The sequence below is a fragment of the Pseudomonas syringae genome, assembly GCF_021605415.1.
Lineage (GTDB): Bacteria > Pseudomonadota > Gammaproteobacteria > Pseudomonadales > Pseudomonadaceae > Aquipseudomonas > Aquipseudomonas syringae_S.
Genome location: NZ_WKEQ01000023.1, coordinates 1 through 18,143, shown reverse-complemented (window position 1 = coordinate 18,143; position 18,143 = coordinate 1). Strand labels below are relative to the sequence as shown.

17 protein-coding genes and 2 pseudogenes are annotated in these 18,143 nt (G+C 59.9%); 13 read left to right on the top strand and 6 right to left on the bottom strand.

The window, feature by feature from the left end; translation table 11 throughout:
* Window positions 1–65: 65 nt before the first annotated feature.
* Together GIW69_RS16695 and GIW69_RS16690 are read right to left on the bottom strand one after the other, a co-directional pair.
* Window positions 66–2,981, bottom strand: a complete 2,916-nt coding sequence (locus GIW69_RS16695; RefSeq protein ID WP_236483902.1) for an EAL domain-containing protein — start codon at window positions 2,979–2,981, stop codon at window positions 66–68.
* Window positions 2,982–3,121: 140 nt separating this feature from the next.
* A complete protein-coding gene (locus GIW69_RS16690) occupies window positions 3,122–3,817 on the bottom strand; it encodes a tRNA (adenine(22)-N(1))-methyltransferase TrmK (protein ID WP_236483901.1) in 696 nt (231 codons plus the stop codon).
* 121 nt (window positions 3,818–3,938) lie between these two features.
* Here GIW69_RS16690 and GIW69_RS16685 point away from each other — a divergent pair, with 121 nt between their 5' ends.
* The 11 genes from GIW69_RS16685 to GIW69_RS16630 all read left to right on the top strand — a co-directional run bounded on the left by GIW69_RS16685 (window position 3,939) and on the right by GIW69_RS16630 (window position 13,658).
* Entirely contained in the window at window positions 3,939–4,241 is a 303-nt protein-coding gene (locus tag GIW69_RS16685) for an ArsR/SmtB family transcription factor (protein ID WP_236483900.1), read from the top strand.
* 61 nt (window positions 4,242–4,302) lie between these two features.
* Window positions 4,303–5,277, top strand: coding sequence for a zinc-dependent alcohol dehydrogenase family protein (locus GIW69_RS16680; RefSeq protein WP_236483899.1), 975 nt, complete (start codon window positions 4,303–4,305; stop codon window positions 5,275–5,277).
* Window positions 5,278–5,318: 41 nt separating this feature from the next.
* Complete coding sequence (locus GIW69_RS16675) at window positions 5,319–5,681, top strand: antibiotic biosynthesis monooxygenase family protein (protein ID WP_236483898.1); 363 nt, start codon at window positions 5,319–5,321, stop codon at window positions 5,679–5,681.
* A 213-nt stretch (window positions 5,682–5,894) separates the two neighbouring features.
* A complete protein-coding gene (locus GIW69_RS16665; protein WP_236483896.1) occupies window positions 5,895–6,956 on the top strand; it encodes an SDR family oxidoreductase in 1,062 nt (353 codons plus the stop codon).
* A gap of 397 nt (window positions 6,957–7,353) precedes the next feature.
* Entirely contained in the window at window positions 7,354–8,031 is a 678-nt protein-coding gene (locus GIW69_RS16660; RefSeq protein ID WP_236483895.1) for a thermostable hemolysin, read from the top strand.
* The gene (locus GIW69_RS16655) at window positions 8,021–9,502 is read left to right on the top strand and encodes an AMP-binding protein (protein ID WP_236483894.1); all 1,482 of its coding nucleotides are present in this window, start codon (window positions 8,021–8,023) and stop codon (window positions 9,500–9,502) included. The genes GIW69_RS16660 and GIW69_RS16655 overlap by 11 nt, the downstream gene beginning before the upstream one ends.
* Complete coding sequence (locus tag GIW69_RS16650; RefSeq protein WP_236483893.1) at window positions 9,499–10,173, top strand: iron-containing redox enzyme family protein; 675 nt, start codon at window positions 9,499–9,501, stop codon at window positions 10,171–10,173. The genes GIW69_RS16655 and GIW69_RS16650 overlap by 4 nt, the downstream gene beginning before the upstream one ends.
* Entirely contained in the window at window positions 10,160–10,969 is an 810-nt protein-coding gene (locus GIW69_RS16645; RefSeq protein WP_236483892.1) for an SDR family oxidoreductase, read from the top strand. The genes GIW69_RS16650 and GIW69_RS16645 overlap by 14 nt, the downstream gene beginning before the upstream one ends.
* Window positions 10,966–11,610 carry a tetratricopeptide repeat protein gene (locus GIW69_RS16640; protein ID WP_236483891.1) on the top strand — a complete coding sequence of 215 codons (645 nt, stop codon included), beginning with the start codon at window positions 10,966–10,968 and terminating at the stop codon, window positions 11,608–11,610. The genes GIW69_RS16645 and GIW69_RS16640 overlap by 4 nt, the downstream gene beginning before the upstream one ends.
* Before the next feature lie 9 nt (window positions 11,611–11,619).
* A complete protein-coding gene (locus GIW69_RS16635) occupies window positions 11,620–12,282 on the top strand; it encodes a response regulator (protein ID WP_236483890.1) in 663 nt (220 codons plus the stop codon).
* Window positions 12,279–13,658 (top strand): ATP-binding protein, encoded by a 1,380-nt coding sequence (locus GIW69_RS16630; protein ID WP_236483889.1) that lies wholly within the window; start codon window positions 12,279–12,281, stop codon window positions 13,656–13,658. Before GIW69_RS16635 ends, GIW69_RS16630 begins: the two co-directional genes overlap by 4 nt.
* Window positions 13,659–13,723: 65 nt before the next feature.
* Here the strand turns inward: GIW69_RS16630 and GIW69_RS16625 are convergent, their stop codons facing one another.
* On the bottom strand, window positions 13,724–14,233 hold the full coding sequence (locus tag GIW69_RS16625; RefSeq protein ID WP_236483888.1) for a nucleoside deaminase: 510 nt from the start codon (window positions 14,231–14,233) through the stop codon (window positions 13,724–13,726).
* Between the two features lie 32 nt (window positions 14,234–14,265).
* Window positions 14,266–15,606 carry a nucleobase:cation symporter-2 family protein gene (locus tag GIW69_RS16620; protein WP_236483887.1) on the bottom strand — a complete coding sequence of 447 codons (1,341 nt, stop codon included), beginning with the start codon at window positions 15,604–15,606 and terminating at the stop codon, window positions 14,266–14,268.
* A 74-nt stretch (window positions 15,607–15,680) separates the two neighbouring features.
* Between GIW69_RS16620 and GIW69_RS16615 the strand changes: the two are divergent.
* Window positions 15,681–16,514 (top strand): annotated as a pseudogene (locus GIW69_RS16615) (FAD-binding protein); the annotation flags it as partial.
* 16 nt (window positions 16,515–16,530) lie between these two features.
* Window positions 16,531–16,905 carry a hypothetical protein gene (locus GIW69_RS16610; RefSeq protein ID WP_236483886.1) on the top strand — a complete coding sequence of 125 codons (375 nt, stop codon included), beginning with the start codon at window positions 16,531–16,533 and terminating at the stop codon, window positions 16,903–16,905.
* Between the two features lie 5 nt (window positions 16,906–16,910).
* Here GIW69_RS16610 and GIW69_RS16605 read toward each other — a convergent pair whose 3' ends face one another.
* Both GIW69_RS16605 and GIW69_RS26410 read right to left on the bottom strand, forming a co-directional pair.
* Window positions 16,911–17,930: an SMP-30/gluconolactonase/LRE family protein gene (locus tag GIW69_RS16605; RefSeq protein ID WP_236483885.1), complete on the bottom strand. Its 1,020-nt coding sequence runs from the start codon at window positions 17,928–17,930 to the stop codon at window positions 16,911–16,913.
* Between the two features lie 36 nt (window positions 17,931–17,966).
* Window positions 17,967–18,143 (bottom strand): annotated as a pseudogene (locus GIW69_RS26410) (tripartite tricarboxylate transporter permease); the annotation flags it as partial.

Sequence of the window (18,143 nt, the reverse complement as noted above, 5' to 3'; positions counted from 1 at the left end):
CGACTACCGATTAGGCAACTAATTGATTAGCCGACAACGACCAGTGAAGACCGAGTGCTGTTTTTTCATTCAATGATCAATGACCCGCGCCCCATCAGGGCACTCTCCAACAACGCGTCCAACCCCATCGGTTTGGCAAAGTAGTAACCCTGGGCCTGTCCTGCGCCCATCTCACGCAGCAAGTGCAGCGTCGCTTCATCCTCGACCCCTTCGGCAACCACGCTCAAGTCCAGCGACTCGGCCATCCGCACAATCGCTCGGACAATCGCTCGACTGCGCGCACTTTCGGTCAGTTCGAGAATGAATGACTTGTCGATTTTCAACCCGCTGAAGCGGTATTGATGCACATAGCTGAGGGATGAGAATCCGGCCCCGAAGTCATCGAGCACCACGGACATGCCGTTGTCGGCCAATTGCTGCATGGTTCGCCGGGCAACCGCCGGCTCGGCCACCAATGCCCCTTCGGTCAGCTCAAGGCAAATCCGCGACGGTGACACCTGATGGTGCGCCAACAGCGCAAGCACATCGCCGGCGAAGTCTGGCCGCGCCATGCTGTAACTGGAGCAATTGACATGCACCGCAGGCCAGTCGGCGTGACGCGGGTCGGCGAGGATCACGGCAATGCGGGTCAGCATGTACAAATCCAGTCGGCCGATCAGGCGCAAGCCCTCGACGTCTGGCAAGAATTCGCCCGGCGCGATCACCCGACCGTCCGGCTGATGCCAGCGGATCAATGCTTCAAGCGCCAGCAGCTCGCCGGTTTCGACACTGACAATCGGCTGGAAATACGGCAACAGTTCGTCGGTGCGTTTGAGCGCGTTACGCAAGGCCCCTTCCCGCTCGACCAGATCCGAGGCCTGGTGACGCACCTCCTGATTGAATACCGCGTAGCTGTCGCGCCCCGCGCTTTTGACCCGGTACATCGCCGCGTCGGCATCGCGCAGCAGGTCGGCAGGCTCATGATGAAACTGGTCGTCAGCACTGACGATGCCGATGCTGCACGAGGAAAACACTTCAGACCCATTGATGAGAAATGGCAGATCAAACGCCACCAGAATCCGTTCTGCGATGTCGATCACCACCTCCAGTGACGCTTCGGGCGCAAGCACGGCAAACTCATCGCCGCCCAGGCGCGCCAGCATGTCGGTTTCGCGCAGGCAACCGCGCAAGCGGTGAGCGGCTTGCATCAGCAGCAAGTCGCCGAAATGATGGCCGAGGCTGTCGTTGACCATTTTGAAGCGGTCAAGGTCGATGAACATCACGGCCAAATGCCCGCCTTCTCTGCCGAATCGCAACCAGGCCAGATTCAGGCGTTGTTGCAGGTACGTCCGGTTGGGCAATCCGGTCAGCGCATCGTGGGAGTTTTCGTGTTGCAACTTGGCGTTGGCATGATCGAGTTCGCGGGTGCGGTTTTGCACCCGGGCTTCGAGCATGAGATTGGCGGCATGGATCGCCTCGGCGGCGGTGCGGCGCGCCAGCGCGGTGTCGATGTGGCGCGACACAAACGTCAGCAAGTCCTGGTCACGCACGGTATAGCGCACAATGTCGGTGTAACTTTGCACCGCCAGCACACCGTGCACGACATCGCCGTCGAACAAAGGAATGCCCAGCCATGAATAGGACCGGGCGGGTTCGTAGGTGATTTCGATCTCACCGCACGCCACCAGTCGATCGGCCTCAATGAAGTCAATCAGGCATGGGCGCCGCTGACGGATGACGTATTCGGTGAGGCCCCGACGCCCACGTCGTGGTGCCGGAGACGTCGTGAGTCGCTCATCGACGTAGTACGGAAAATTCACTTCGCCGGTGAGGTCGTCGAACAGGGCAATGTAGAAGTTCTGCGCGAACAGCAACTTACCGACGATGCCATGCAGGGTTTCGAACAGCTCGGCCATGTCACCGGGCCGGCTCGACAGCTCGGCGATCTGGAACAACGCACTCTGCAAATGCTCGGCGCGTTCGCGCTCGGCCACTTCCTGTCTTAACGCATCGTTGAGTGCCGACAGCTCCAGTGTCCGGCGGCGCACGGTTTCTTCCAGGTCTTCGCGGTGCAATAGGCGGTTCAAGGCCATGGCGACGTGGCGGGCAACCACCAGAAACAGCGCGCGGTCTTCGGCGCTGTAAATGCGCGAAACGTCGTAGACCTGCATCGCGAGCATGCCGAACACATCGTCCGAGGCGTTTTTCAGCGGCGCGCCCATCCAGAACTCGGGGCATTCACCCACGCAATAAAAGCGCCCCTCGGCCTGCGCCATGTCAATACCGGCAGCGTCGATGAGCAACGGCTGGCCCGAGGTCAGGACTTGGCCCGTCAATGACAGACGCGTGGGGTCAAGGTATTCGTGGTTCTCGGCCTCGATGGCGTCGACGTCGATGATGTCGACGTAATAGGGATAATCGATCTTGCCGGTGTCCGGGTCGTACAAGGCAAGGTAGAAGTTTTCGGCGTCGATCAGGCTCGCCAGCAGCTTGTGAACCCCCACCAGAAACACCGAGCGGTCGCGGGTGGAGCTGGCCAGATAGGTAATTTCGTAGAGCACACGTTGGGTGATCTGCGCGCGGGCAAGGGTATTGGTCTGGAGATGATTGCCCAGGCGCTGAGCAAAGTCGGCGAGCGCCGGCTCGGAACTGGCGCTGACGGGGGCCAGCAGCCAACCCAGTTCGCTTTCGCCTTTGCCGGTGGGCCAGCGGTGTAACCGCCGTTTCAGGCAAAACGACTCGAACGCTTCATTCGAGACAATGGCCGGCCAAGACTCGTTGGGGTCGCCCTGACCGAGCAAGTGCATTTGCTCACCGGCGCGGTAAACCACCCACGCCGTGGTGTGCGGCCAGTGACGCGCCGCGTCCAGCAGATGTTCGATTGCATTTCCGTTGCCAGCGTAAGCCATACCCACCCGGTCCGAGCTCTCTTTCAATTGAGAGGCAACAATGTCGTAATCGTTCGACTGTCGCGGGAGGTCGGTCAATGGGCCAATACTCATCAGCGCTCCCTGAGCTCTAAAGGCCATGTCCATATGCTGATCGCCAGCAATATACCTGCTTCCGTTTAAAGCTTATCGCCTGTTTTTTCAAGTGCTTTAGAGATTGCTGCTGATTCAGCTTCGTGGCGCTTAGCGCTTCGTCAGGTGAGCAGTCGGGTCATCCACTGAATCTCGCGATTCACCTCTTCCATTTTTTCTGCGGATACAGCCTGTCGCGCGCGGGCGAACTGCGCCAAGGTCTTTTGCTTCAACCGCAGCAGGCGCTGCCATTTGGCGATGAACGCCGGACTGCGCGCTTGCATCTGCAACGGGCCGAAGAACAGTTCTTCGGCGGTGTACTGCACCGCATCTCCACGTTCGGCGACGATAATTTCGTAGAAGAAACGGTTTTCCCGCAGCACTTCTTCAAAGCAGATGCGATAGCCGTTGTCCATCAGCCATTGGCGGAGCGGCTGCTCGCCGCCGTTGGGTTGAAGAATGAGGCGCTCGCCGCCGCTCAGCTGCGACTTGCCGCTTTGCAGGATGTCGCGGATCGTCTCGCCGCCCATGCCGCAGAGGCTGACGGCGGTGATTGCGTCGTCCGGCTCAATCGCCGCCAGGCCATTCGCCAGGCGCACCGTGATGTGCTGAGCGAAATCGTTTTCGCGCACCGTGCGTTCGGCGGCGTAAAACGGCGTCAGAGCCACCTCGCCCGCCACCGCTGCCTTGATGGTCCCTCGACGCATCAAAGCCACTGGTAAATAGGCGTGATCCGAGCCGATGTCGGCCAGGCGCGTCCCCATCGGCACCTGCGCTGCCACGCGTTCAAGGCGCATCGACAACATGTGTTCGTTCAAGCGCAACCCCTTTGGTTTGTTACCGGTGGGTGAAGTTTACGAAATTGCCGGCTGTCGATGAGCGCAAAGTTTTTTTGAGTACAGAATTGACATATCTCAAAATCTCGATATCCTCGACCTCATGGAACTGATCGAAATCTTTAAAGCCCTCTCGAACCCTACCCGTCTTCAGATTTTGAAAGGGTTGAAGGATCCCGCCAAGAACTTCCCTCCCCAGGATGAGGGAGATGTTCACACGGTCGGCGTCTGCGTCAGCAGTATCCAGGAAGGCATCGGGCTGTCGCAGTCCACAGTGTCCGGTTATCTGGCGACATTGCAACGCGTAGGCCTGGTCGACGTCAGGCGCATCGGTCAGTGGACCTATTACAAAAGGAATGAAGCGGCTATCCGTGCGCTGGCCGAGATTATCGGAAAGGAGCTGTAATTTTTTACCGCAATATATCGAGATATCTCGATATCCCTTTTTATAGATACGAGGAATAACCATGAAAGCGATAACACTGAAATCATTCGGCGGCCCTGAAGCATTTGAACTGCGCGACGTGCCCAAGCCGGTGCCGCAATCCGGGCAAGTCCTGGTTCGGGTGCATGCCACTTCTATCAACCCGCTGGATTACCAGGTGAGACGCGGCGATTATCCCGATCTGGTGCCATTGCCGGCCATTACCGGACACGACATCTCCGGCGTGGTCGAAGCCGTCGGGCCTGGCGTGACGGCCTTCGTTCCGGGCGACGAAGTCTGGTACACGCCGCAAATATTCGATGGACAAGGCAGTTATGCCGAATACCACGTCGCCTCCGAAAGCATTGTCGGGAAGAAGCCGCCTTCGCTGACTCACCTTGAAGCGGCAAGCCTGACCCTGGTGGGCGGAACGGCTTGGGAAGCATTGGTGGTGCGCGCGGGGCTCAGGGTTGGCGAAAGCATTCTTGTCCACGGCGGCGCGGGCGGCGTTGGTCATGTCGCGATCCAGTTGGCCAAGGCCATTGGCGCCAAGGTGTTCACCACCGTGCGCGAAGCAAACGCAGAGTTCGCCCGCAGCATGGGCGCCGACGTCACCATTGATTACGAAAAAGAAGATTACGTTGAGGCGATCCTCCGTGAAACGGGTGGCCAGGGCGTGGATGTCGTGTTCGACACCATCGGCGGCAACACACTGTCACGCAGCGCCGACGTGCTCGCACAACTGGGCCGCGTGGTCTCGATCGTGGACATCGCACAGCCGCAAAACCTCGTTCAGGCGTGGGGCAAGAACGCGAGCTATCACTTCGTCTTCACCCGGCAGAACCGCGGCAAGCTCGATGAGCTGAGCGCGTTGATAGAGCGCGGTCAACTGCGGCCACACGTCGGTGCCGTCTATTCGCTCGCCGACATTCCCCTCGCCCATGCCCGACTGGAAAGTCCCAACAACGGCCTCGTGGGGAAAATCGCGATAGCCATCGACCCATCGCTCATCCCGTAACCGCGACCCTTAAGCGTTCCCGCCCATTGAGAGATAACGCCATGATCTATGAAATCGCTGTGCTCCCCGTTCATAAAGAACGCATCGACCTGTTCCGACAAGCCTTTGCCGACGTCGCTCCGTTGCTGCGCCGCGCAAAAGGCTACGGTGGCCACCTCCTCGCCCAAGGCATCGAAAGTCCCGAGCGGTTCAACCTGATCGTGAAATGGCGATCGCTGGAGGATCATTCGCCGGGCTTCGAAGCGAGTGAAGACCATCGGCTGTTCATGCTGGGCCTGGAGGAATATTTCTCCGAAGACCCGACGGTCTATCACATTGAGGGGGCGGCGTTTACGCCTGCCGAACTGGAGGATCCGGACGAAACCGCTGGGTTGGACAGCGGCCACGACCCGAAAGGCGTTTGATCTTGATCGCCACGGCATCGCCGACCTGCGCGCCGACGATGGCCACCGGTTGCGTCACTTCATGCGTGAGACATACCGATGCCCCGGGTATTCTCTTTGCCGGAGCTGAAGGGGCGCGACAGGGTTCGGACCTATTGCAGCCCCCGCGTCTGCGCATTCGGTTGAACCTCTTTTACTGATGCAGGCTCCCACCTCTATCCAGAGGAGAAACGTATGACCCAGACAGCATTGGTCGTGGGCGCCAGCGGCATCGTCGGCAGCGCCATCACCCAATTACTCATCGATCAACAGTGGCAGGTCGCCGCGCTATCGAGACACCCGTCGCCAGCGCCAGGCGTTATCCCTGTTGCGGCAGACCTTCAAGACCCGGCGTCGCTTGAACAGGCGCTGGCGGATCTGAAACCCACTCACGTGTTCATTACCACGTGGTCACGGCAGCCCACGGAAGCCGAGAACATTCGCGTCAATGGCGCCATGGTACGCAACGTTCTAAACGCCCTGAGCCCGGCAAAAAGTATCGAGCACGTCGCTCTGGTGACTGGCTTGAAGCACTATCTCGGCCCGTTCGAAGCGTATGGCAAGGGCAGCCTTCCGCAAACACCGTTTCGCGAATCGCAAGGCCGACTCGACATCGAAAATTTCTACTACGCCCAGGAAGACGAACTCTTCGCCGCCGCTGAAAGGGACGGCTTCACCTGGAGCGTGCACCGCCCGCATACCGTCACCGGCGTTGCCGTGGGCAATGCGATGAACATGGCAACCACGCTCGCCGTCTACGCCTCGATCTGCAAACACACCGGTCGCCCGTTTGTGTTCCCCGGTTCAAGCGTGCAGTGGAACAGCCTGACCGACATGACCGATGCGCGGCAGTTGGCCCAACAACTCATGTGGGCGGCCACCACACCGGCGGCGGCCAATCAGGCGTTCAATGTGACCAATGGCGATGTTTTTCGATGGAAATGGATGTGGAGCCAAATTGCCGAGTATTTCGCCTTGGCCCCTGCCGACTATCCCGCTGCCCTTTCACCACTCGAAAAGCAGATGGAAAACGACCAGGCCACATGGACGCAAATCGTTGCGAAGCACGGTTTGAAAGAACCTGATATGGGGCGCCTGGTGTCGGCGTGGCACACCGACGCGGATCTGGGTCGCCCTATCGAAGTGGTCACGGACATGTCGAAAAGCCGTGGCATGGGCTTCAACGGCTATCAGGCTAGCGATCAGGCGTTTTTCGACGTGTTCGACAGGTTACGTGAACTGCGCTTGATACCTTAGTCCGTTCCAGGTCGGCGCTGTCGACAACGACAACACCACAAAAAGAGGCCCTTTAGAGGGCCTCTTTTTTAATCACTTTCTTCAAGCAGTAACGGTATCGCCACAGCAAGCGCATCAACTCATTGCGCCGTCAGGGTGTAGTGATAGTGCACGGCGCCCGTCGTCGTAGGTGCACCAGACGATAATGTCTGTTCGTTCAATGGCACCCCCTGTTTACTGCGAACCTCCGACGGTGGCCGGATCGAGGCGAGATTCTGTCGGGCAATGCCACGCATTTCAAATTTATGCGACAGGGTTAGATCCACAGGGTTGTCACCCCCCATATCTTCACCTTCAGACTTCGTTAAGAAATCGTTCGGATACTTCGCTCAAACCATTGAGGGGAGACCTTGCGCTCATGCCCGCTTTCGACTGGAACACCCCCCTGCCCCTGCACTTCGGCCACGCCGAAACACCGCAGATGACCTTGTCTAATGCCTTGCGAGAGGACGATGAGCGGGACGTGTTTGAAGCCTTTATCCAGCAACGCTTTCGCAAGGCCCACGGGGCCGACATTCGTCTCTTCATGCCTGAGCTATTCGGCGTGCGCGACGCCGACGGGGCGTTGTGTGCGGTTGCCGGAGTGCGCCGGGCGCATTTGGAGCCGTTGTTTCTGGAGCGGTATCTGGATGAGCCAATTGAGCCGCTTATCAGTGCGGCGGCCGATCGTCCGGTGGAGCGTAGCGCTATCGTCGAAGTCGGCAATCTGGCCGCCAACGATACCGGCAGTGCGCGCCTGAGCATTATCGCGATTACTTATTTGCTGGCCATGGGCGGTCTGGAGTGGGTGGCGTTCACCGGCAATATCGGCCTGGTCAACAGCTTCCATCGCCTGGGTCTGAAGCCGGTGACATTGTGCGCCGCCGACCCGGGGCGCCTGGGTGACGACCGCCACAGTTGGGGCAGTTACTACGAAAGCAAGCCATGGGTTCATGTCGGCAACATCCGCGCCGGGTTCATCCACTTGCGCAATGTCGGCCTGTTCAACCGGCTGGGTCTGCCGACCTCCATAGAAGGCGCGTGCCATGTCGCTTGAACTGCAACGATTTCAGGAGACCCTGCGAAGTCATGCCGGGCGCAACGACAATGCCATCGCCCTGTGGGGCGACACGTTCAAACTCGACTACACAACCTTGTACGCCGAAGTGATGTATCGCCAGGAGCGTTTGCGCGATGAAAACGTGCGAGTGATCGCCCTGGCGCTGGACAACGGCGTCGAGGCGATGCTCTGGGACTTGGCCGTGCTGTTCGAAGGCCTGACCTGCGTGACGTTGCCGCCGTTTTTCAGTCCGGCGCAACGCGCCCATTGCCTGGAGCAAAGTCATGCCGAACGGGTGATTGCCGAACCCGGGCTGGACGCCGAACTGATCGCGGCGGGTTACGTGAGGAAAGGCGAGTTTTGGTGCCGCGCTTTCAGCGGGCCGAGTCACCTGCCCGAGGGCACTGCAAAACTGACCTTCACCTCCGGCACCACCGGCAGGCCCAAAGGCGTATGCCTGAGTGCCGACAGTGTGTTGCGCGTTGCACGTGCGCTGAATGACGCAAGCGAGTCGGCTGCCGTCAAGCATCACATGGCGCTGTTGCCGCTGGCGATTCTGCTGGAAAACCTTGGCTGTTACGCAGCGCTTTTTGCCGGCGCAAAGCTGAGCCTGCCGAGCCAGAAAAACCTTGGCATTCAGGGCGCCAGCGGTATCGACATCCCGCGTCTGCTGGGTTCTCTGGCCAGCCGTGCGCCAGAAAGCCTGATTTTAGTGCCTCAACTGTTGCTGGTACTGGTCAACGCTGCCGAACAGAAAGCCTTTGATCCACAACCGTTGCGCTTTGCCGCCGTCGGTGGCGCACGGGTTTCGGAAAGTTTGCTGCACCGTGCGCAACGGGCCGGCCTGCCGGTCTATGAAGGTTATGGCTTGTCCGAATGCGCCTCGGTGGTCTGCCTCAATCGTCCCGGTGCGCGGCGCCCAGGCAGTGTTGGCCGGCCTCTGCCTCATGTCGAAGTGCGCCTGGCCGGGGACGGCGAAGTGCTGATCAAGGGCTCGCCGCTACTGGGTTACCTGGGTGACGCGCCATTTTCCGGAGAATGGTGGCCAAGCGGTGATCTGGGCGAGTTCGACCCGGAAGGCTTTCTCTACCTCAAAGGCCGAAAGAAACATCAGTTCGTCACCAGTTTCGGGCGCAACGTCAATCCGGAATGGGTCGAGTCCGAGCTGACTCAACGCCGCCACATTGCCCAGGCATTCGTCTATGGCGAGGCCATGCCGCACAACCACGCCTTGCTCTGGCCACATCGCCCGGCATGCACCGACGCGGAACTGGCCGCCGCCGTCGCCGAAGCCAACGAGGCATTGCCCGATTACGCCCAGGTACACGGCTGGACGCGCCTGCTCCAACCCTTCACGGTCGCCAATGGCTTGCTCACCGCCAATGGCCGCCCACGCCGCGAGGCCATCGTCGCGCAATACCACGCGCAGTTAACGGCATCCATTGTCAGCAAGGAACCCGCATCATGAATTTTTTCGACACCCTGCAAGAAGCGACGCAGCAGCAACGCCATGAACTGTTCAACCTGCCGATCATTGTCGATGCTTTGCAAGGCAACGTCGGTCTTGAAAGCTATCGGGCATTTCTCGCTCAGGCCTATTACCACGTACGCCACACCGTGCCGTTGATGATGGCCTGCGGCGCTCGCCTGCCGACACGTCTGGAGTGGCTGCGCAAAGCGGTGTGCGCATACATCGAAGACGAATACGGTCATGAACAGTGGGTGCTCAACGACATCGCCGAGTGTGGCGGTGACCCTGATGCGGTGCGCGATGGCCAGCCGTCGCTGCCGATCGAATTAATGGTCAGTTTTCTCTATGACCTGATCGCCCGTGGCAACCCGGTCGGCTTGTTCGGAATGGTCAACGTGCTTGAAGGCACCAGCATTGCGCTGGCCACCCATGCGGCGGGCAGCATTCGCGAGCGTCTGGCACTACCGGAAACGGCCTTCAGCTACCTGAGTTCCCACGGCGCGCTGGACATTGAGCACATGCAAACCTATCGCCATCTGATGAACAGGCTGGAAGATCCAGCAGACCAGGCATCGGTGATTCACGCCTCGACCGTCGTCTATCGCCTCTACGCCGACATGTTCCGTGGTTTGCCCCGGGACACGGAGGCCCGCCATGCAGCTGCATGAGGCGCGTGTTGTCCTGACCGGTGCGAGCGGCGGCATCGGCCTCGCCATCGCCACCGCCTTATGCGCGGCCGGCGCCCGGGTACTGGCTGTGGGACGGCATCAGGAACCACTGCTGCCGTTGCTTGAGCGCTACCCGCAGAATCTGCAATGGGTTGCTGCCGACCTGACCTCCCTCGGCGACCGACGCAAAGTACTGGCCGCCGCCGAGGCTGTCGGCGGTGTCAATTTGCTGATCAACGCGGCCGGGGTCAATCACTTCGCCATGCTCGAACAGCTCGATGACAGCGACATTCTCGCGATGCTGGCGGTAAACATCAGTACGCCGATCTGCCTGACCAAACTGCTGTTGCCCCTGCTTAAGCAGGCTGAAAACGCGATGGTGGTGAACGTCGGCTCGACATACGGCTCGATTGGCTACGCCGGTTACGCCAGCTATTGCGCGAGCAAATTTGCGCTGCGCGGGTTTTCCGAAGCACTGCGCCGGGAACTGGCAGATACGCGGGTCAGCGTTCTCTATGTCGCGCCCCGCGCTACGCGCACGTCGATGAACAGCGCGGCGGCACAAGCCTTGAACGATGCGTTGAAATCCAACGTCGATGCCCCTCGAGCCGTGGCTTCAGCAGTGATTCACGCGATTGCCGGCGACCGCCGCGACTTGTACCTCGGTTGGCCGGAGCGTTTTTTCGTTCGCCTCAACAACCTGCTGCCGCACCTGGTGGATCGAGGCTTGCGCAAGCAACTGCCACTGATCCGACGCCTCAGTGAAAAAACTGACAACGAGACACCAAAACCATGAATAAAATCTACGCAAGCCTGCTGCTGGGCGCATTGAGCCAGAGTGTCTGGGCGCTCGACGCCGCCGATCAACAACGTCTCACCAGCATTCAGCAAAGCTGGGCCCATATCCAATACGAAACACCACAAAAGGAGCGCGCCGCAGCATTTGAGCAACTGTCCGCGCAAACAATGAACTTCACTCGGGAACGCCCGACGGAGGCTGAGGCCTGGATCTGGAAAGGCATCGTCACCAGCAGTTGGGCCGGTGCTCAGGGTGGGCTCGGTGCCTTGGGCAAAGCCAAGGACGCCAAGGCCGACTTGGAAAAAGCCCTGGCCCTTGATCCCAAAGCTTTGCAAGGTTCGGCCTACACCAGCCTCGCCGCGCTGTATGATCGGGTGCCCGGTTGGCCGATCGGTTTCGGCGACAGCGACAAGGCCGAGCAACTGCTCAAGCAGGCTTTGCAAATCAACCCCGACGGGATCGACAGCCTGTATTTCTGGGGCGATCACCTCTACCGGGAAAAACGCTACGCTGAAGCCAGGGCGGCGCTGCAAAAAGCCCTGCAAGCTGCGCCACGGCCGGGCCGAGAATCCGCCGATGCCGGGCGTCGCAAAGAGATCGCTGCCTTGCTGGCGGACGTGAACAAGAAACTCGACTGAGGCGTGTGCGTGCGTTTATTACTGGTTGAAGACGATGTTGCGCTCAGTGAAGGCATTCATCAGGCACTCGCACGCGAGGGATACACCGTCGACTGGTTGCAGGACGGCAGCAGCGCGTTGCATGCGCTGCTCAGCGAAACCTTCGACCTGGCCGTGCTTGATCTCGGTCTGCCGCGCTTGGACGGCCTTCAGGTGCTGCGCCGTTTGCGTGATAGCGGCTCAAATTTGCCGGTACTGATCCTGACTGCCCGCGATGCCACGGAGGATCGCATCGCGGGGCTCGACGCCGGTGCCGACGATTACCTGATCAAACCGTTCGACCTTGACGAACTCAAGGCGCGCCTGCGGGCCTTGCTGCGCCGAAGCGCCGGTCGCGCCCAGGCGCTGATCGAACACGCCGGTATCAGCCTCAACCCCGGCACCCAGCAGGTCAGCTATCAGGGCCTGCCCGTGGCCCTGACACCCAAGGAATATCAGTTGCTGCACGAACTGCTTTCGCCCCCGGGCCGGGTGATGACACGCGATCAGCTCATGCAGTTGCTCTACGGCTGGCACGAGGAAGCTGAAAGCAACACCCTTGAAGTGCATATCCATCATTTGCGCAAAAAATTCTCCAGCGACCTGATCCGGACCATCCGTGGCGTCGGTTATCTGGTGGAGGAGCGCCGATGACGTCGATCCGCCGCCGGACGCTGACCCTGATCATCGGCCTGTTGCTGGCCGGTCTTGGGGTGTTGAGCACGTTCAACGTGCACGACAGCAACCATGAAATCGCCGAAGTCTACGATGCTCAGTTGGCGCAAAACGCACGCTTGCTGCAGGGCGTGATGCGCATGCCGGTGGCGAGCAATCAGCATGCTGACCTATACCGCGCGTTCAATACCGCTCTGGGCGAGGCAGTGCCTCGCGGCGAGGGGCATCCTTACGAACGAAAAATCGCTTTTCAGGTATGGAACCCCGCCGGCGATGTGTTGGTGCATACCGCCAGCGCACCGTCCTTCAGGTCACCGCCGACACAGCCGGGCTTCACCGATGTGGTGGATCTGAACAATGGTCACTGGCGCGCGTTCCTCCTGGTAGACAAACAAAACGGCTTGCGCATCTGGGTGGGTGAGCGCGACGACGTGCGTGCCGACCTCGTCGACCGCATCGTGCGCCACACATTGTGGCCAAACGTGGTCGGCAGCCTGCTGCTCGCGGCGATGGTCTGGCTCGCTATCGGCTGGGGACTCAAGCCCTTGGCGAACATGGCCGCGACCCTGCGCGCCCGCCACAGCGGTTCGCTGGAGCCCTTGCAGTTGGCTCCGCTGCCCAGCGAACTGGAGCCGATGCAAGCGGCGCTGAACCGCATGCTCGCGCAGATTCAGGAAGTGCTTGGCCGCGAACGCCGCTTCATCGCCGACGCCGCCCACGAAATGCGGACGCCGCTGGCGGTGCTGCGGGTACACGCGCAAAACCTGCTGGAGGCCGGCACCGAGCAAGAGCGGCGTGAGTCCCTGGCGTTTCTGATTTCTGGCGTCGACCGAACCAGTCGCCTGGTGAATCAGTTGCTGACCATGGCACGCCTCGAACCTAAGCCTGATCCGCCGCCGCTGCAGCGCATCGACCTCAGCGAAATCGTGCGTAACGGCCTGGTGGAGCTGACCCCGTGGCTGCTGAGTAAACATCTGGAACTGGTCTTGAACGCCAGCGACCCGCCGTATTACGTCTTCGCTGACTGCGCCGCCATCGACATCGCCCTGAACAACCTGATCACCAACGCGGCCAACTTTTCTCCCGAGCAGGGAGTAATCACCGTCCAACTCAGCCGACTCGACGGTTTCTGCCAGTTGAGCGTCGAAGATCAGGGGCCGGGCATTGATGAGGCGGATCGCGAGCGCTTGTTCGAACGTTTCTATAGTCGCGGCAATGCCCAGGGTGCGGGGTTGGGGCTGACTATCGTCAACATGATTGCCACCCGACTGGACGGCCGGATCGAGTTGGTCAACCTGCCCGCCGGTGGCTTGCGGGCGACGTTATCGCTTCCGGCGTGCAGCCCACCGGCATGAAGCTCAAAGCGGCATTCCTGAGGGGAAAGCCGCCTCGAACCACTCAAGCCTGGTTTCAAAGACCGTCAGGACCAGAATCCCTTATGGGGTTCAGAAGCCTCGGCCTCGAGCATGGGCCCCAATACACTGACCTTGCGCTGGCCCTTTGCAAACACTTCGCGGCACGGCAAGGCAAATGTCGGATTTTCTGGATGGTCACCCGTCAGCGCCAGCAATGCATGTTCTGACAAGGCGTAAACCACTCGGCCTATCCCCGTCCAATACACCGCGCCGGCGCACATACAGCAGGGCTCGGCGCTGGTATACAGCGTGCACTGCTCAAGCTCCTGTGCAGATAAAAGCCTGGCGGCGGCGGCCACCGCGACCAGTTCGGCATGCTGCGTGGGGTCGCCCTCCGGCGGCATCGAGTTGTTGCCCGCTTCGACGATGATCTTGCCGTTACCGTCAGCCACCAACGCCGCGAACGGATGACGGCCACGCTGTTTCGACGCCTGCGACAAGGCGATGGTCTGCCGCAGTAACGCCAGATCCAGATCGCTGACGCCGGCGGGAATGAGCTGGGTGAATTGATTCATGGGTAACTCCTGGCAGTGGAAAAGACAAAAGCTCAATCGGCCAGTTCAGCCGATGAGGCGCCGACGTTGTCGGTCGATTTTTTTTCATTGTTAAGCAGCACGTTGAGCACAATCGCGGTGATCGCCCCGAGGAAAATTCCGCTGTCCAGCACCAGTTTCAGGGTGGGGCCGACGTGTTGAAACAACGCCGGAAAGGACATCGGCAACACCCCCACACTGACCGAAACCGCCACGATGATGCCGTTGCAGGTGCCTTCGAACTGCACGCGTGACAGCTCCTGAATGCCCGCCACCGTGGTCATGCCAAACATCACGATTGCGCAGCCACCCAGCACCGGGGTGGGCACCGCCGCGATCAATGCACCGAGTTTCGGGAATAGGCCCATCAGCACCATGATCAGTCCGGCAGTGGCGACGACGAAGCGGCTCTTGATGTTGGAAAGAGCAATCAGACCGGTGTTTTGAGTGAATGCGTTGTAAGGAAAACTGTTGAACAAGCCACCGAGCATGGTCGACAAGCCATCGGCACGGAACGCATCGCCGAGCGTTTGCTGGGTCGTCGGCTTGCCGGTCAATTTGCCGATAGCCAGACAATTGCCGGTGGTCTCGGCCATGATCACCAGCATGGCCAGGGTCATGATCAGGATGGGCACCAGTGAAAATTCCGGCGCGCCGAATGCCATTGGCGCGCTCAGTTCGAACCACGCCGCTTCGCTCACCCGACTGAATTGCGTCATGCCACAGGCTGCAGCGATCAGGCTGCCGATGAACAATCCGATGAGCACACTCAAGTTACCGATGAAGCCTTTGAACTTGGCGTAGATCACCAGCGTGACACTGACCGTGGCCAGGCCCAGCAACAAGTTGGCGGGGCTGCCGAAATCTGCGGCGTCCGGATTGCCGCCGCCCAGCCAGATCGCGGCGGCCGGCATCAGCGAGATACCGATGATGGTGATCAAACTGCCAATGACCACCGGCGGAAAGAAGCGCAGCAAGCGGCTGAACACCGGGGCCAGCGCGATCGTAATGAAGCCGGCGGCAATCACCGCGCCGAAGATCTGACTGAGCCCGAACTCCTTGCCGATCATGATCATCGGCGCAAGCGCAATGAACGAGCAGCCCTGAATCAGCGGCAAGCGCGCACCGAATTTCCAGAATCCGAGTGTCTGAATCAGCGTGGCCACGCCTGACGTCAGCAGGTTGGCGTTGATCAACAAAATGATCTGCGCCGAGGTCAGTCCCATCGCACTCCCAAGAATCAAGGGTACGGCGACTGCCCCCGCGTACATCACCAGCACATGCTGCAAACCGAACGTGAACAACTGCCGCAGGGGCAGCACTTCGTCCACCGGATGAACGCGTTGTGTATTCATGTCACAAGCTCCTGAAGGTGCGGCGTAGGGGTGAGTGCGGACAGGCTCAGGGCTGCGAAGCAAGAATCCGGCCCACCGGTGACGGCCTGCGCCTGGGTGAAGGCGCAGGCGCACAGGTGGCTCGCCACCTGCCCCATGCCGCCGCGTGGGCCCCGGTATCTCGAGTACCTCGCGAGGACGGTGGTTTCAGTGGTTTTGCGCACCTGATGGAGCGGGCCAAGCCCGGCTTCATCGCCGTACGCCGGGACGGTCGGCGCTTCGTCAATGAAGCAGACTCCTACCACGACTATATGCGGGCACTGTTCGACGCCACCGAACCGGGTGAAGCCCCGGTGTCCTGGCTGATCTGCGATCACCGCGCACAACGGCGATACGGTTTGGGCTGGTCAAAACCGTTTCCATTTCCGACGGCGCCCTATGTCAGCAAGGGCTACTTGTTGAAGGACTCAACCCTGAGCGGATTGGCGCGTCAATGCGGCATTGATGCGTCACAGCTTGAGGCCACTGTCGGCGCCTTCAATCAAAGTGCCCGGTTGGGTCGCGACCCTCTGTTTCAGCGCGGAGAGTCGAACTACAACAAGGCACAGGGCGAGGCGCTGCACGGGCCCAATCCATCGCTCGGCAGTCTGGCCGAAGGGCCCTTCTACGCCGTGAAACTGGTGCCCGGCAGCCTGGGCACCTTCGCCGGTCTGACCACCGATGCCTGCGCACGTGCATTGGACGAACACGGCGCGCCGATACCGGGGCTATTCGCCGTGGGCAATGACATGAGCAGCATCATGAACGGCTATTACCCCAGCGGCGGCATCACCCTCGGCCCCGGCATGACCTTTGGCTACATCGCAGCGAAAACCCTGGCCAGCCAGGCAGCCGAGGTAGAGCCGGCCGAGCAACCATCCCCGTTGTAACGCGAGGAACCCGACAATGCCTTCACGACTTGCATCGAACTACCCGCAGCTCCAACGTGAACTGGACGCAGTCATCCCGAGCGAAGCGCTGGAGATGGCAGTACGTATCGTCTTGTGGGCGGCCAGTGAAGCGGGCCTTGACAGACGCGACATCGTTCGCACACTGGCAAAAAACGATGCTGGACTATTCGATGAACTTTGCGCCGAGATGGAGGAGCAACAATTCACATTGTTCGAGTACGGCGACACCAGGCATCTGGCGTTTTTCAACAAGGCGCGCGCCTACAACGCGAGTGCCTGGCTGGTGCGTGGCGTGCCGCATGAAGCAATCTATGAGTCAATTTTCGCGACGGACAAGCCCTTCGTGATGAACGACTTTTTCAGAAGCTGAAACGTCTATTGGTGGGAATACATTTTCAAAGCGCTCGCAAAACCTTTCGCTCTGAAAATGGCGCTGCCCTCGCCCAGTTTTCCATCGTTGCTAACCAGATAAATTTCGTTGGTTCCAGGCTTGATCGCCATGCTCGTCGAGTGCAAAAAGTGTCCGGTATCTCGTCCGGGAATCAGAATCTGACCGATGGGCAGACCGTTCGGATTCAGCACGAGCACCCGTCCTTGGGTGTACATCGCCACGTAAAGGTTGCCGTCCTGATCGACACGCATGGAATCCGGCGACGGGCCATTGAAGCGATACACCACGGCTTCACCAAACGGCGCGATGGTCGTGGCGTCCTTCAGCTCGATGCGATGCAGCAGGCCCGTCGCAAACTCAGTCACCCACAGCGTCTTGCCGTCCGGCGATAGCGCTATACCGTTGGCAATCGCCAGTTTCGGCAGGATCGGGACGATTTTTTTGCCATCGGCGGGAACGTAGTAAACCCCGCCAACCGGTTCGGTTGAGGTGCCTTTGAAATCGGTGAAATAGAAACCGCCGGCACTGTCGAACACCAGGTCGTCGACCAGAAAATTGGCGCTACCGGGGATGATCACTTGCGCACCCGAGCCGTCCGGTTGGTAGGCCGTCAGATTACCGCTGTCCTTGAAGTTACCCAGTCCTGCCACGAATAGCCGGCCATCCTTGTGAATCGCCAGCCCTGCACTGCCCAGCTCGTTTTTCGGCACTACGACACTGAGTTTCTTTTGCGTATCAACTTTCAAAACCTGGCCACCAAACACTTCTACGAAGAGCAAGTTACCCTCCCTGTCGAATGACGGCCCCTCCAGTTGCAGGGGCTTGTCAGAGATCTTCATCCATTGTTCTGCGGTGACCGTGGGCAAATCCCTTTCAGCAGCAGCAATGGCCTGGAGTTGCTGCCCCCCGGGCGGATAGCTCAAGGTGGGGATAGCGTCCGCATGTGCGTTGACAACACCCGCGCTCAGCAGGATCAGTAAGGATGACAAGAGCGTTTTACGCATGTTGATTACCTGTTTTTGTTGTTATGTGTGAACGCTTCAAGCGCCGAGCAGCGCAACAATCGCCGGTACCGTCAGCACCGCCGTGTAATACCCCATGAACTGGACGCCGATGTTGAAACCGAGGAACCGCGACAGGAAGCCACCCAGCAGGCCAACCGTGACGATCACCAGCAATCCGAGCAGCCCGCCCTCCCAGATCCCGATCACCAGAAT

Excerpts from the sequence above, each read along its gene's own strand:
- GIW69_RS16695 (WP_236483902.1), bottom strand. The coding sequence starts at position 2,981 with ATGAGTATTGGCCCATTGACCGACCTCCCGCGACAGTCGAACGATTAC.
- GIW69_RS16685 (WP_236483900.1), top strand. The coding sequence starts at position 3,939 with ATGGAACTGATCGAAATCTTTAAAGCCCTCTCGAACCCTACCCGTCTT.
- GIW69_RS16680 (WP_236483899.1), top strand. The coding sequence starts at position 4,303 with ATGAAAGCGATAACACTGAAATCATTCGGCGGCCCTGAAGCATTTGAA.
- GIW69_RS16675 (WP_236483898.1), top strand. The coding sequence starts at position 5,319 with ATGATCTATGAAATCGCTGTGCTCCCCGTTCATAAAGAACGCATCGAC.
- GIW69_RS16665 (WP_236483896.1), top strand. The coding sequence starts at position 5,895 with ATGACCCAGACAGCATTGGTCGTGGGCGCCAGCGGCATCGTCGGCAGC.
- GIW69_RS16660 (WP_236483895.1), top strand. The coding sequence starts at position 7,354 with ATGCCCGCTTTCGACTGGAACACCCCCCTGCCCCTGCACTTCGGCCAC.
- GIW69_RS16655 (WP_236483894.1), top strand. The coding sequence starts at position 8,021 with ATGTCGCTTGAACTGCAACGATTTCAGGAGACCCTGCGAAGTCATGCC.
- GIW69_RS16650 (WP_236483893.1), top strand. The coding sequence starts at position 9,499 with ATGAATTTTTTCGACACCCTGCAAGAAGCGACGCAGCAGCAACGCCAT.
- GIW69_RS16645 (WP_236483892.1), top strand. The coding sequence starts at position 10,160 with ATGCAGCTGCATGAGGCGCGTGTTGTCCTGACCGGTGCGAGCGGCGGC.
- GIW69_RS16640 (WP_236483891.1), top strand. The coding sequence starts at position 10,966 with ATGAATAAAATCTACGCAAGCCTGCTGCTGGGCGCATTGAGCCAGAGT.
- GIW69_RS16630 (WP_236483889.1), top strand. The coding sequence starts at position 12,279 with ATGACGTCGATCCGCCGCCGGACGCTGACCCTGATCATCGGCCTGTTG.
- GIW69_RS16625 (WP_236483888.1), bottom strand. The coding sequence starts at position 14,233 with ATGAATCAATTCACCCAGCTCATTCCCGCCGGCGTCAGCGATCTGGAT.
- GIW69_RS16620 (WP_236483887.1), bottom strand. The coding sequence starts at position 15,606 with ATGAATACACAACGCGTTCATCCGGTGGACGAAGTGCTGCCCCTGCGG.
- GIW69_RS16610 (WP_236483886.1), top strand. The coding sequence starts at position 16,531 with ATGCCTTCACGACTTGCATCGAACTACCCGCAGCTCCAACGTGAACTG.
- GIW69_RS16605 (WP_236483885.1), bottom strand. The coding sequence starts at position 17,930 with ATGCGTAAAACGCTCTTGTCATCCTTACTGATCCTGCTGAGCGCGGGT.